Genomic DNA, 14375 nt, shown 5'->3' with positions numbered 1-14375 from the left:
TCTGCTTTTTCATATAGCCTAATATAGAAGAATGGCATCATTATTGCTCAGGTTCTCATATAATTTACCATCTGGTTAAAGACTATGAGAATTCATGTACTGCCTCGAACAATACGAGCCATCATTTCTGGTGGTGCTGCCAGCTTAAGTGTGGTGAGTTATGGGCTGATGTTATCCAATGCCCATGCTGATGATGCAAAGGTTGAGCGTGTTGAGGTTACGGGATCATCCATTAAAGGCGTGGCGGCCCAGAGTGCATCCCCAATCACCATCATTAAAACAGAAGAACTCGCAAAAATGGGGATTACGACCGCTTCTGAAGCGCTTAGTCGAGTCTCTGGCAACCAGTCACAATTTACGGCATCAAGTGCCGTCGGACAGAGTGGAACCATAGGTGCCTCAGCAGATATGCGCGGCTTGGGCTCCAACAAAACGCTGGTACTTTTAAATGGGCGCCGTCTCCCCAATAGTCCGTTTGAGGGCTCAAGTGTCGATCTGAATATTATACCGATTGCTGCTTTGGATCGTATTGAAATACTCCGTGATGGTGCCTCTGCGATTTATGGGACGGATGCGATTGGTGGCGTCATCAATTTTATTACAAAGAAATCCTATCAAGGCTTAACGACGACGTTCGAAGGAAGTCTGCCGACACGAAGCGGTGGGGGCAGCCAGACTCGTTTTAACATCGCGGGTGGGTATGGGGATTTGAACCAAGACGGTTTTAACCTGTTTGGTATCGCTGATTTTCATCAACAGCAACCTTTGAATGCAGCTGATCGCAGTTTTACCAGTGCTGGCGGTATCCGACCCGATCTAGGTATGTTCCAGACCAGTGGTAGTGGCTATCCAGCAAATTTCTATGATCCGGGTGCAGGCCCAAAAGATGACAGTGGCAAAGCGCTTGGTCTGTCAGGAAATCCTTATGCCGCGGCAGGATGTGTATCGCCGCATTCCATTCCTCAAGGGGGGGCCTGTCGTTATAATTATGCCTCCGTGCTCGGTATTGTGCCGCAAACTAAACAGACGGCTTTACTGGGTAAAGGCACGCTAAAAATCGATGACAATAATCAAGTTGGTATCGAGTATCTGCACGCAGAAACACAAAGTATGGTCTACCAAGCTGCGAATCCTTTTGCATCAGGAGAAGGCTTTTTTCTACCGAGCACAAGCAAGTATTATCCGGGAAACGGCATTACGCCGGCATTTCTTGGCTTAAGTGGACAAGATCTAACGCTGGGCTACCGCTCTGAGTTGGCTGGACGACGCCAAGACGAAACCTTGAATAAAGCCGATCGTTTATTGTTTTCAGCAGAAGGAAACGATTTTGGTTGGGATTATAAAACAGGTGTTTCGCTGACGCGCAGTACGCAGCTCCAGCGTTTAGTGGAAGGATTTCTCAATGATGATTTAGTCCGCAGTTCTTTAGAAAACGGTACGTTAAATCCTTTTGGACCACAAGCTGCTGGTGATGAGGGAATCTACTCACAACTTGCGCTTCGAGGTCCCTATTTGGATGCAAAAGCGACAACAGCTGCGGTTGATTTTACCGCTAGCCGTGAGATTGCTCAGCTCCCAGCGGGTGGCGTGGGATTAGCGGTAGGCACATCGTGGCGGCATGAGAACTCAGCGTTTAATGTCTATCATGATGTGGCAAACCTATCGTCTGGTACGGGTTATGCTGGTTCACAGTCAATCGCAGGGCATCGCGAAGTCAGTGCTGTTTTTACAGAATTACAAGTTCCTATTCTAAAGAGCTTAGAGGCTCAATTTGCTCTACGCTATGATAACTATAGTGACGTGGGCAGTACCACAAACCCTAAAGTCGCCTTCCGATGGCAGCCTTTAAAGGAACTGATGTTCCGAACCTCTTATTCGACAGGGTTTCGTGCACCTAGCTTATATGAGTTAAATCAGCCGCCTACGCGAGTCGAGACGGGGAGTTCGCAAAGTGATCCGATATTGTGTCCCAGTGGTGTTGTGGCGCCCGGTGGCATTCCTTCTCGAGATTGCAATCAACAAATGTTTAAGCTGAAGGGCGGATCAAAAGACTTGCAACCTGAGAAGTCCAGATCTTTTACTGTTGGAACTGTGGTTGAGCCGATGAAAGACCTTACGCTATCTGTCGATTACTGGAATATCCTGCTGAAAAATCAAATTACACAGATGTCCGAGTCGCTGATCTTTGGTGATGGCAATAAGTATGCTGCTGATTTTGTACGTAACCCAGATGGATCGTTGAACTATATCCTGAATCCTAATCTTAACCTGGGTAATGTCCGTACATCTGGCATAGACCTCGGTTTTGGCTGGAGGCTACCCGAAACGGCTTGGGGGCGTTTCGGTCTCACTTTAGATGGTACCTATGTCAATCAATATGATTATCAGATTGAACAGGGTGGTGAGTACATCAGTAATCTTGGCAAGTATGGTGCGGGGGTCAAAGGCTTTAATGGTGGGGGCGGCGCGATCTTCCGTTGGCGCCATACTGCGGGCATAAACTGGTCATTAGCTTCATGGAGTGCAGCACTTCAGCAAACTTTCCAATCGGGTTATTTAGATCAAAACACAAGTGCCGATCCGGGATATGATGACCACCATGTGGGTTCGTATACGATCTATAATTTGTCTGGGACTTACTCAGGAATTAAAAATCTGACGCTGACATTAGGCATTAAAAACCTGTTTAATAAAAATCCACCCGCTTCAAATACGACGGATAATTATCAGTTTGGCTATGACCCTCGCTACGCTGACCCACTGGGGCGGGTATTGTTCCTGCGTGGTACCTATAAGTTCCTGTAAGATTTAAAACCAAAGCAATAAAAAAGCAGCCTAAGCTGCTTTTTTATTGGGATTAAATGTCTTACATGTTTGGATAGTTTGGACCACCGCCACCTTCTGGGGTTTCCCAGTTGATGTTTTGTGCAGGGTCTTTGATATCACAAGTTTTACAGTGTACACAGTTCTGCGCGTTGATCTGGAAGCGTGGCGCACCTTCTGGTGTAGTCACGATTTCATAAACACCAGCAGGGCAGTAGCGCTGTGCTGGCTCTGCGTACAATGGCAAGTTCTGTTCGATTGGAATCGATGGATCACGCAGTTTCAAATGGACAGGCTGATCTTCTTCGTGGTTAGTATTTGATACAAACACGGAAGACAACTTATCAAATGACAATTTGCCATCTGGTTTTGGATAAACAGGTTTAACTGAGTTTTCAGCCAATTCCAGCGCTTTAAAGTCAGGTAGTGGGTCCAGAATGGTGAATGGCAATCTGAAAACATTCTGATCGATGAAGTTATATCCACCACCAATGACCGTACCAAAGCGATGCATGACTGAACCGAAGTTACGTGCTGCAAAGAGTTCTGGGTAGAGCCATGATTCTTTGAATTTCTCGGTGTAGGCAGTGACTTCATCTGACGCGCGACCAGCTTCTAAAGCTTCAAATACCGCTTCAGCACAGAGCATGCCTGACTTCATTGCGGTATGAGAGCCTTTGATTTTTGCAAAGTTCAAGAAACCTGCATCATCACCAATCAAGCAGCCACCTGGGAATGTCAGTTTAGGCAAGGCCAGTAAGCCGCCTTTGATCACTGCACGTGCACCGTAAGAAAGACGTTTACCACCTTCCAAGTATTGGCTAATCACAGGGTGATGCTTGAAGCGTTGCATTTCATCAAATGGCGACATGTATGGGTTTTTGTATGACAGATCAATGATCATACCCATGGTCACTTGGTTGTTTTCTGCGTGGTATAGCCACCAGCCACCAGTCGAACCGGTTTCGGTCAACGGCCAGCCTGAACCGTGCAGTACCAAACCTTCTTGGTGTTTAGCAGGATCGATTTCCCACAGTTCTTTGATACCGATACCGTAGTGCTGTGGCTGTGAGTCTTTGTTCAGATCAAAGCGGCTCATCAGTTTTTTGCCGAGGCTACCGCGACAGCCTTCAGCGAAGAGGGTGTATTTGGCGTGCAGTTCATAACCTGGAGTAAAGCTAGGCTTTGGTTCACCTTCTTTATTGACGCCCATGTCGCCAGTTTGGATCCCTTTCACGCTACCATCTTCATGGTAAAGGACTTCAGAGGCTGCAAATCCTGGAAATACAGTAACTTCGAGTTCTTCTGCTTTGGTATTCAACCAGCGGACAACGTTCCCCAAGGAAACAATATAGTTGCCTTCGTTGTGCATGGTTTTAGGGACGAAGAAATGCGGAACTTTAATACTGGCAGTTGCCGAAGTCAGCATGTACACATCGTCTTGTTTGGCAGGAACGTTGAGCGGTGCGCCCAGTTCTTTCCAGTCAGGAAAGAGTTCGTTCAAGGCACGTGGTTCGAGCACCGCACCAGAGAGGATATGTGCACCGACTTCAGAGCCTTTTTCAACGACACAGACTGAAAGGTCGGGCATATTTTTTTCTATAGCCAATTGACGTAGGCGGATTGCAGCAGAAAGTCCTGCCGGGCCTGCGCCCACAATCACAACATCAAACTCCATCGATTCACGTTCGATGTGTTCCATAAGGTTTCCTCTTTTAAGCGGGTGGCTAGCAACATGCGAATTACGCTGTTGCGACGCTGCCCGAAGCATGAAATCATTGCTATTCGGCATAGCTGCGGTGGTATTATAAAATCAATGTGGCTTGATACGCTACATTTACACTCAAATTACATGCGGTAACTTGCTTTTTTTAGCAGAGTATCCCCTGATTAACAGAGCGAAGCCCTCTTTGCATCAAGAATTGAAGGTCTGCTGACCCTTTAAGTCAGTGTATACAGATTTAGATGAATAATGATTTTAATTGCTTTTCTAGGACAAAAACCATGACTAAAATATCCCCCCCACAGGGTAATTTGGGTCAATCAACTGCTCCAGCCATCGATGAGTCTTTGAGTCAAAACGTGCCACTGAAGAAAACGGGTGGTTTGGATTCTATCTCTCGTTTGCTGGTGGGTGCTGACGGAAAGCCAACCAAAAGTCTACCTCCGCTTGAAAAGTGGAATCCCGAGTATTGCGGTGAGATGGATTTGGTGATTCGCGCCAATGGCGAGTGGTGGCATGAAGGGACGCGGATGACACGTGAACCTTTGATCAAACTGTTTTCTACGGTGCTTTGGCGAGAAGGGGATGAGTATTTTCTAAAAACACCCGTTGAAAAGATCAAGATTCAGGTGGTTGATGCGCCGCTGATGGTGGTCGATGTTGAGCAGGTTGAGGATAATGGCCAGACTTTCGTTCGCTGCACTACCAAGACGGGCGATGTCGTGATTGCAGATGCAGAGCATAGCATTGAGATGCGTGAGTTCATGATGGATGGTGTTAGTGAGATACGTCCTTATATTCGAATTCGTCGCAATTTAGATGCTTTGATACATCGCAATGCGTTCTATCATCTCGTGAATTGGAGTGTGCTTGAGCACACCGATGCAGGCGAGGCGATGGTTTTACGCAGTGGGGATGAGCAATTTGTTTTGGGGTTGGTATAAGTTTGATCTGTGCTCTATGTGTGATCAACTGAAATAATAAAGCCAGAGTTTTTTGGAGTAGCGAGTTGTTAGATAAACTTCAGCATTTGGGGCATTCAGATGCGCCGATTGGCGTGTTTGATTCGGGAATTGGTGGCTTATCGGTTGTCGCAGAGTTGCGCGCGCTATTGCCACATGAGTCTATGGTTTATCTTGCTGACACAGCGCATGTACCCTATGGAACACGTCCTGATGAAGAAATTCGTATACTCACTGCTTGTGCCGTAGAGTGGTTATATCAGCGAGGTTGTAAAGCAGTGGTTGTTGCATGTAACACTGCATCTGCTTTTAGCCTGACGCATTTACGTGCGCGATATGGTGAGTCTTTTCCTGTGATTGGTCTCGTACCTGCGGTTAAACCCGCCGTGCAAATGTCCAAGAATAAAAAAATTGGCGTGCTTGCGACTCAAGGCACCATGCGTGGGACATTGCTCAAAGATGTGATTGCCGAAGTGGCTGTGCCCGCAGGTGTTGAAGTTTTTACTGTCGTGAGCCCTGCTTTGGTTCCCTTTGTTGAAGCGGGTGAGCAAGATTCTGCTGCCTGCTATGCAGAGCTTGAGCGTGTATTAGCACCACTCGTTGAAGCAAAAGCTGAAGAGTTGGTATTGGGGTGTACGCATTATCCATTCTTGGCCTCCAGCATTCAGTATGTCTTTCCAGATACCTTTCATTTATTAGATTCAGGTGCTGCTGTTGCTAAGCAGACCGAGCGAGTACTAGCACAGCGCGGATTATTGACTTCTGCAAGTGGGGTTGGGACGTTGGATTGTTTTGTGACGGGTGAGGTTGAGCTGGCTGAGCGCGTGATGCGCAATTTAGTCGATTGGGACTTTAAGGTTGAAACTGCGGTCTATGATTTGTTGAGTGTGGCAGCGGCGCAGTTGAAGATTGCGATTGGCTGATTTTTAATGATCAATATTGTTGATGTTCGTCGGCTTCATTGAGCGAATTCAGAAAGAGAGTCGTCGTCAGCCTCTCATCCGATCCTCACCTACTCTCACAACCTCTTCAATATGCCCCACAATCTCCTTCCAAACCCCAGACGGAAGGTTATGTCCTAAACCCTTTATCAACACCAATTTTGAGTTTGGTATTGCAGCTGCGGTAGCCCGCCCGCCACTAACATTGCACATCACATCAGCAAGACCGTGAATAACCAGCGTCGGCACATCAAGACTGCGCAGTCGTTCAGTACGATCTCCAGATGCAACCGACGCGACAGCTTGTCGAGCAATCCCAACAGGATCATAGTTTCGATCATAAGCGCGCGTAACACGTTCAATCACTTCTTTTGGTTCAACTGGAAATCCTGGTGACCCCACAATGGAGATTGCCCAGACTTGGCGATCAATCACTTCTTGGCGAGTGACAGCCGGCGGACCACCAAAGAGCGCTTTGATCGTTTCGGGGGTAGCTTGACCAACCTTCATATCACCTGTGGTGGACATCATAGAGGTTAGTGATCTGACACGATCAGGATATTCGAGTGCAATGGTCTGTGCGATTGCTCCACCCATGGATGCCCCAACCAGATGCGCGCTATCGATGCCGAGCGTATCCAGCAGTCCGACAGCATCCGCAGCCATATCGGAGAGGGTATAGGATACAGAAGATAAGTCACCGCCAAGTACGGCTGGCAAGTCTGGTGTGGGTGCTTGAGGAAAGTGAGAGGATAGGCCGACATCACGATTATCAAATCGGATTACGTGTAGCCCACGCTCAACCAATGCTTTGCAAAGGCCATCAGGCCAGCCAACTAACTGTGTTGCTATGCCGTGGATCAGCAATATGGGTGGCGCATCAGGATCACCGAGACGTTCATAGGCAATATCGATTTTTGCTGGGCCGACATTTGTTGCGATGGTTTCATGTGGATTCAAGAGAGGCTCCTGACGAGATCGAAACAGGGAAATGGTGCGGTGTTGCAGGGTAAGGGGTACCGCGTTGTGATTCTATAGCATTGATTTTATTGCCGTTGATTCGCCATTTGACCTGAAACAGCGAATCAACAGATCGACTTACTTAGTGCTGATGTCCTTCATGAGAAGGCGTTTTAAACAAATGAGCATCAGGGTGATCCATCTCACAACCCTCAGTCTCACATTGTAAGGTCACATGCTCAAGGCTATGTTCCTCAGCCAAGCGGGCTTTCGCTTGGTTTAAGATAGTTTGAACATCACCTGTTGGACACACCAGATGCGCAGTCAGACTGATCTTGCCACTGGTCAATGCCCAGATATGAAGATCATGGATACTTTCAACACCATCAATGGTTAATAAAGTCTTCTCGACTGCGATGATATCGACTTCTGCGGGCACACCTTCCAGCAGAATATTCAAGCTATCGCGCATCAGAATCCATGTTCGCGGAAGCACCCAGAAGCCGATACCCACCGCAACGAGTGAGTCGACCCAAGTCCATCCGGTAAATATAATGACGACGGCACCGACAATCACGCCAATTGAGCCTAGTAAGTCACTCCAGACTTCAAGATAAGCGCCTTTGACATTTAAGCTGTCATCTTTGCCACCGAGGAGCAGCTTCATGGAAATCAGGTTAATGATTAAACCTAATGAGGCAATGATGAGCATGCCTTTGGTCTGTAACTCTGGAGGTGAGCCGAGACGCTGCCAAGCTTCATACAGGATATAAAAGGCCACAACAAACAGCAGCAACGCGTTAAACGCCGCAGCGAGAATTTCAAAGCGATGATAGCCAAAGGTTCGCTTGCGATCTGCGGGTCGTTTGGCAACATAGATCGCTGCCAAGGCGATGGCTAGTGCTGCCGTATCGGTAAACATATGGGCAGCATCGGAGAGCAGGGCAAGACTATTGGTTAAGAGTCCACCGATCACTTCGACGATAAGAAATGTAGTGGTTAAGCCCAGCGCCCACCACAGGCGATGCTCATTACCAATCTGAGGAATGGCGTGACTATGTTGATGATTACCGCTCATGATGAGCTCCAGCTGAAAGTTGTTGAGACTCGGAGTGAGTCACGTGTTCTTCTGACGATTCTAACTGTGCTTCTTTACGGTAGATTAACCGATAGAGCACAGGTAAAACCAATAGGGTGAGCAGTGTTGAGGAAATAATTCCGCCGATGACCACGGTTGCAAGCGGCCTTTGAACCTCAGCCCCTGTACCTGTGGCAATTGCCATAGGTACAAAGCCTAGTGAGGCAACCAGTGCAGTCATCAGAACTGGGCGTAGGCGTAACATCGCACCTTGCCAGACGGCATCATTCACTCCTAAACCCTGTCTGCGTAAATCACGGATGAAGGACAACATGACCAAACCGTTGAGTACGGCGACCCCCGATAGGGCAATGAAGCCCACACCCGCAGATACTGACAACGGAATACCACGCAGCCCCAAGGCTACGATTCCACCTGTCAAAGCAAATGGAATCCCTGTAAAGACGAGCAGCGAATCGCGGACATTACTAAACATGGCGTAGAGCAAGGCCAATACCATCGCAAGGGCAACAGGGATTACGATGGTGAGCCGTTGGCTGGCCGACTTCATGTTTTCAAACTGTCCGCCGTATTCGATCCAGTAGCCTGAAGGCAGTTTGATATCTTTGGCCATTGCGGATTGCACGTCACTGACAAAAGAACCCAGATCACGGTTTTCGACATTGGCGGTCACCACCACACGACGTTTGCCCATTTCACGACTGATTTGGCTAGGGCCTGTAGTCTCTTGAACTTGAGCAACATTGGATAGCGGGATCGTTCCACCGTCTGCCAGAACAAGCGGTAGATTGGCTAATACTTCAGGACGTCTGGCTTCCGCAGACTGGCGAATCACCAAGGCAAAGCGGCGATCACCTTGAAGGATTTGACCTGCTTCAGTGCCACCGATTGCAGAGGCAACGGTATCCTGAATGTCCGCTACCGACAGCCCATAGCGTGCAGCCGCAGCACGATCAATATTGACTGCGATCAATGGTAAGCCTTCAGTTTGCTCGACTTTGACACTGGTTGCCCCCGTGACTTGACGTAATCTTGCTGCTACTTGATCCGCAGTACGAGTCAATGTCGCAAGATCCTCACCAAAAATCTTGATGCCTAGATCGCTACGCACGCCTGAAATCAATTCGTTAAAGCGCATTTCAATCGGCTGCGAAAACTCCGAGATCGTTCCAACTTGCTGATCCACAACAGCGCTGATTTTTGCCTTCAACTCATCCATTGAAAGATTCGGGTTAGGCCAATCCTTCTTAGGCTTCATGATGATGATGCCGTCTGAAATGTTAGGCGGCATCACATCTGAGGCAATTGCTGCCGTACCTGTACGCGCAAATACAAAAGCAATCTCTGGGAATTTAGCTTTAAGTTCGCTCTCCAGATGCGTTTGCATTTTTACAGATTGATCGACGCTGGTACTCGTAGCTCGAATCGATTGCAAGGAAAAGTCTCCCTCACTCAAGGTCGGTGCAAACTCGCTACCTAGACGAGGAACCAGTAATAAAGATAAGACCACCAGACATACCGCAGTCACAAGAACGATCGGGGTTTGCTTGATGGAAACGGCAAGTGCAGGACGATAAATCTTCTGTGTGATGCGCATGATAAAGTTTTCTTTTTCCTGCACCTTGCCCGTGATAAATAGGGCGACCGCAGCAGGAATGAAGGTGACGGATAAGATCATGGCACCAATCAATGCAATCACCACCGTTGCAGCCATGGGATGAAAGAGTTTTGCTTCAACGCCTGTTAACGCGAAGATTGGCAAATACACCACCAGAATAATCAACTGTCCAAAGATTAGCGGACGACGTGCTTCTTGCGCAGCGATGAATACTTCTTTGAAGCGTTCTTCACGGGTGAGTAGGCGTTTAAGTTGCTCTTGTTTATGGGCAAAGCGGCGAATACAGTTTTCGACAATCACCACCGCACCATCAATGATAATCCCGAAGTCGAGCGCACCCAGACTCATAAGGTTTGCACTGATTTTTTGTTCAACCATTCCAGTCAGGGTAAAGAGCATCGATAAGGGAATCACCATTGCTGTGATCAGGGCTGCCCGCAGATTTCCCAAGAACATAAACAGAATCGCAATCACAAGGAGCGCACCTTCCATCAAGTTCTTCTGCACAGTTTTAATGGCTTTATCAACCAAGACCGTACGGTTGTAGACGGTTTTGACCACGATACCTTCAGGAAGAGTGCGTTGAACCATATCCATCCGATCGGCAACCGCTTGTGCGACGACGCGACTATTGGCACCCATGGTCATGAGTGCAATGCCGAGCACGGTCTCTTTTCCATCCAGTGTTGCCGCGCCAGTGCGTAATTCCTGACCGAATTGAACGGTGGCAATATCACTGATTTTGATCGGGACACCATTCGCACTGCTGATGGCCGTATTGCGAATATCATCAAGTGTAAGGAGCTGTCCCGGTACGCGTACTGTGAGCTGTTCACCGCGCTGATCAATGAATCCTGCACCACGATTGTTGTTACTGGCTTCCAGCGCGGTTTTGAGTTGTGCCAGCGTCAAGCCACGCGCGCTCAGTGCATTCATATCAGGTGTTACTTGATACTCACGCACTTGACCACCGATGGTATTGACCTCTGCCACACCAGGGACATTGCGCAGTTGTGGTCGGATGACCCAGTCCTGAATCTCGCGTAAGTCAGATTCATTGTAGGGCGTGCCATCGGGCTTCTTCGCTCCAGGTTTGGCTTCTAAGGCCCATTGGTAAATCTCACCCAAACCGGTTGATACCGGAGCCATGATTGGATCAATGCCGGCAGGAAGCTGACTCCGAACCTCTTGAAGTCGCTGGCTGATGAGTTGACGCGCAAAGTAGATGTCGGTACCGTCTTTGAAAATCACGGTAACCTGCGACAGGCCATAACGCGAGATTGAGCGGGTATGTTCAAGATCGGGAAGGCCAGCCATTGCCGTTTCGACCAGATAGGTAATGCGTTGCTCGGATTCCAGTGCGGTATAGCCAGGTGCAGCGGTATTAATCTGCACCTGAACATTGGTAATGTCTGGAACCGCATCAATAGGCAGTTTCTGATAGCTATAGGCTCCGATTGCGATCAGGGCGACAACTAGTATCATGATCCAGCCGCGCAAACGGATGGAACCCGCGATCAGGCGGTCAAACATGCCTGTGGGTTGATCGGAGGTTTCTGTGATGGCTGTTTGGTTTGCATGATTATTCATGTTCAGCCTCACTTTTAACGACTTCGGACTTCAAGGTAAAGCTTCCTGAGGTAACATAGCGCTCACCTTTGTTTAAGCCTTGAGTCACGGCAATCAAGTGGCCATCGGATAGGGTGCCAACCGTTACAGGCTGTGCTTTAAAGCTGGTTTTGCCATTGGTTTTAGATTCGATAAAAACGACGGTTTTATCTTTGATGGTTTGAATGGCTCGTGAATCAATCACAATCGGTGTGACTTGTGCTTCACCTTTCATGCGGACTGTGACGAGCTGACTTGGACGCAGATTGCGCTCACTGACCACCAGACGTGCACGTGCGATCAGGTTACGTGTTTTGCTGTCCGCACTTGGCGTATAGGTCAGGAGACGTGCCGACATCGGTGGTTGATCAGTATTGGTCATCACTTCAAGTGCCATATTTGGCGAGAGCTGACCCGCAAGTGTTGGAGGAACAGCAAATTCGACCCATAGTGCATCTAGCTTGGCGATGGTAAAGAGCTGATTGCTGGATTGGACGGTTTCACCAACGGTGAGGTCTTTCGCGACCAATGTTCCGTTGGTCGAGGCGGTTAGCGTCAGTCTACCTGTTTGTCCTGTCGCACTTGCCCCGTAGGCTTGCAGTCCTTCACGTGCTGCGGCAACTTCGATGTTGGCTTGCTGCCAGCTATTTTCAGCCTGCAAGTAGTCTTGTTTGGCGGAGATGCCTTGTTTCCAGAGCGTGAGCTCACGGTCATAGTTAGTTTTTGCCAGCGCCAAACGAGAGTTAGCGGCCTTAAAGCTACCCTGTAGCTCGACCAGTTGAGGTACAAGGAGTGTCGCAAGTGACTGACCTTTTTTGACATATTGTCCCGTTGCAACGTGGACGCTTTCAACACGTCCAGCCAGAGGAGAGGAGATATGGGACTCTTGATCCGTATCCAGTTTTAACTCGCCCGGCAGATCCAGTTGCGTTGAGAGTTTTGCCGAGTCAACGGTTGCAATCTGTAGTCCGATACTGGCGATCTGCTCGTCACTCAAGGCAATCGTTTCGATCTCATCATGTTCAGCTTTAGTCGTGGCTACAGGTTTTGCTGTGGTTGCGACTTCAGTCGCTTCAGGTGCTGGCAAAGCGGGTTTACGCAGTAGCCATAGCGCCAATAGCACAGTCACTCCAATAACGATTGCCAGTATCAGCAATTGCCTGGATGAAAATTTCGACTTCAAGGCAGTCATTAAGGATTTTAGTTGTTGAGAGATAGTCATGGCGTAGCTCCTGACAGGCTGGCTGCATCGGCCATTCCTTCGTTAAGTAAAGAGGTATTGAGCGTATCGGGTAGGACGGGGCTTGCAGGATCTGCATCAAGGGCTAAGCCAGACAGGACCGCTTCAATTTGCAGCGCGGTTTGCCAGCCTTCAGTCAGTGCGGTTTGGGCCGACTGCTCTAACTGCAATAGGTCGCGCTGGGATTGTTGAACCTCAAGAACGCCAAATTTGCCTTCCTCAAAGCCGAGAAGCATCTTTTTCTGGACGGTGCGAGCTTGGGGCAGTTGTTGATTAAGGATGGATTGGTAGCGCTCAGACTGATTGTCTGCCTGAGCGATGAGTCGACTGAGTGTCTGCTCACGTTGCAAACGCGTCATCTGAAGTTGTTGTTTCGCTAGAAGCTGTCCAGATCGGGCGGCAGCGACTGCACCCTGATTACGTGAAAAGATCGGGATAGGCACGCTTAAACCCACAGTGACTTGCGAGTAAGTCTGAGCCGTCGGATCAGCAACCCTGCGCATCCCGACACTGACAGTCGGCATGCCATATGCTTGTGATTCTGCCAGTTTAAGCTGGGCATCAGACTCTATGACGGCGCGCTTTGCCAGTTGCTGGCTGGGATTGTCTGCGAGACGTTGCGTCAGTTCAGCACGATTGATCGCAGGCCACGCGGATGGAGAGGAGGTCTTGGTAAAAGCAGGGCTTGGATTGCCCCAATACCGACTGAGATTTTGACGTGCGATGTTCAATGCATTCTGTGCATTTTTCGCTTCGCTATCGGCTTGAAGCTGACTGATCTGCATCCGTGTCAGTTCAACTTCCGCGATTCGCCCAGCCTCAAAGCGACGCTTGGTCACCAGCACACTTTGCTGGCTGAGCAACTGTTGCTGATGTGCAAGATCAAGTCGCTGTTCGGCAATAGCCACTTGCCGATAAGCCGCCATGACCATCAGTTTGAGTCGTGCTTGATACTGGGATTGCTGGACGCTTTCGGTATCTAATCGTGCTTGTGCCAACTGTTGTTTGGCAGAGCGTACGCCAAAGACATCCAGTCGCTGGTTTACCGCAAAAGACTGCTCCTGTTGATTGGACTTTAGACCTAATGAGGAAACGGAGAGCTCTGGATTGATTCGTAAGCCACTTTGCAGCAGCTCTGCTTCTCGAATTTGCTGACGCGTAGCCAGCATATTTTTGATCGGGGTGTAGTTTTCTGCTTGCTTAAGTGCATCTGCAAGCGAAAGGGGGGCTTTAGGCTCAACCGTAACCATTTGATCAACTGCTTGCGCAGAAGGTTGAATCTCAAAAGCTGGGTTGGGATTGTCTATCGGGACAACCTGTGCGTTTAGTGCCATCGGAACAACGCCGATGAGGGTCGTTGTCACCAACGGTAAATATGCAAATATGCCGCGCAAAATAATG

9 protein-coding genes are annotated in these 14375 nt (G+C 48.8%); 3 read left to right on the top strand and 6 right to left on the bottom strand.

All coding sequences use genetic code 11. The features are described 5' to 3' along the window. Nucleotides 1-84: 84 nt before the first annotated feature. Nucleotides 85-2805: a TonB-dependent receptor gene (locus tag ACLHG7_RS13860; RefSeq protein ID WP_410211569.1), complete on the top strand. Its 2721-nt coding sequence runs from the start codon at nucleotides 85-87 to the stop codon at nucleotides 2803-2805. Nucleotides 2806-2866: 61 nt separating this feature from the next. On the opposite strand, the gene ACLHG7_RS13855 is transcribed toward ACLHG7_RS13860, so the two are convergent. Next, the gene (locus ACLHG7_RS13855; protein WP_114898363.1) at nucleotides 2867-4525 is read right to left on the bottom strand and encodes an electron transfer flavoprotein-ubiquinone oxidoreductase; all 1659 of its coding nucleotides are present in this window, start codon (nucleotides 4523-4525) and stop codon (nucleotides 2867-2869) included. A 302-nt stretch (nucleotides 4526-4827) separates the two neighbouring features. Here ACLHG7_RS13855 and ACLHG7_RS13850 point away from each other — a divergent pair, with 302 nt between their 5' ends. Together ACLHG7_RS13850 and murI are read left to right on the top strand one after the other, a co-directional pair. Beyond that, entirely contained in the window at nucleotides 4828-5490 is a 663-nt protein-coding gene (locus ACLHG7_RS13850) for a DUF1285 domain-containing protein (protein ID WP_410211568.1), read from the top strand. Nucleotides 5491-5555: 65 nt separating this feature from the next. Further along, complete coding sequence (gene murI / locus ACLHG7_RS13845) at nucleotides 5556-6431, top strand: glutamate racemase (RefSeq protein WP_410211567.1); 876 nt, start codon at nucleotides 5556-5558, stop codon at nucleotides 6429-6431. 66 nt (nucleotides 6432-6497) lie between these two features. Here murI and ACLHG7_RS13840 read toward each other — a convergent pair whose 3' ends face one another. The 5 genes from ACLHG7_RS13840 to ACLHG7_RS13820 form a co-directional block, all read right to left on the bottom strand. Next, a complete protein-coding gene (locus ACLHG7_RS13840; RefSeq protein ID WP_410211566.1) occupies nucleotides 6498-7409 on the bottom strand; it encodes an alpha/beta fold hydrolase in 912 nt (303 codons plus the stop codon). A gap of 142 nt (nucleotides 7410-7551) precedes the next feature. Beyond that, nucleotides 7552-8487: a cation diffusion facilitator family transporter gene (locus ACLHG7_RS13835; protein ID WP_410211565.1), complete on the bottom strand. Its 936-nt coding sequence runs from the start codon at nucleotides 8485-8487 to the stop codon at nucleotides 7552-7554. Then, nucleotides 8477-11716, bottom strand: coding sequence for an efflux RND transporter permease subunit (locus ACLHG7_RS13830; protein WP_410211564.1), 3240 nt, complete (start codon nucleotides 11714-11716; stop codon nucleotides 8477-8479). The genes ACLHG7_RS13835 and ACLHG7_RS13830 overlap by 11 nt, the downstream gene beginning before the upstream one ends. Further along, a complete protein-coding gene (locus ACLHG7_RS13825; protein ID WP_410211563.1) occupies nucleotides 11709-12956 on the bottom strand; it encodes an efflux RND transporter periplasmic adaptor subunit in 1248 nt (415 codons plus the stop codon). The genes ACLHG7_RS13830 and ACLHG7_RS13825 overlap by 8 nt, the downstream gene beginning before the upstream one ends. Then, nucleotides 12953-14368 carry a TolC family protein gene (locus tag ACLHG7_RS13820; RefSeq protein ID WP_410211562.1) on the bottom strand — a complete coding sequence of 472 codons (1416 nt, stop codon included), beginning with the start codon at nucleotides 14366-14368 and terminating at the stop codon, nucleotides 12953-12955. The genes ACLHG7_RS13825 and ACLHG7_RS13820 overlap by 4 nt, the downstream gene beginning before the upstream one ends. Nucleotides 14369-14375 lie beyond the last annotated feature (7 nt).

This window comes from Aquirhabdus sp., assembly GCF_046462495.1.
Lineage (GTDB): Bacteria > Pseudomonadota > Gammaproteobacteria > Pseudomonadales > Moraxellaceae > Aquirhabdus.
Note: the sequence above shows the minus strand (reverse complement) of the source record. Positions and strands in the feature narration are given on the sequence as shown.

Coding starts and splice junctions, on each gene's coding strand:
- ACLHG7_RS13835 (WP_410211565.1), bottom strand. CDS start 8,487: ATGAGCGGTAATCATCAACATAGTCACGCCATTCCTCAGATTGGTAAT.
- ACLHG7_RS13855 (WP_114898363.1), bottom strand. CDS start 4,525: ATGGAACACATCGAACGTGAATCGATGGAGTTTGATGTTGTGATTGTG.
- ACLHG7_RS13830 (WP_410211564.1), bottom strand. CDS start 11,716: ATGAATAATCATGCAAACCAAACAGCCATCACAGAAACCTCCGATCAA.
- ACLHG7_RS13850 (WP_410211568.1), top strand. CDS start 4,828: ATGACTAAAATATCCCCCCCACAGGGTAATTTGGGTCAATCAACTGCT.
- ACLHG7_RS13825 (WP_410211563.1), bottom strand. CDS start 12,956: ATGACTATCTCTCAACAACTAAAATCCTTAATGACTGCCTTGAAGTCG.
- ACLHG7_RS13860 (WP_410211569.1), top strand. CDS start 85: ATGAGAATTCATGTACTGCCTCGAACAATACGAGCCATCATTTCTGGT.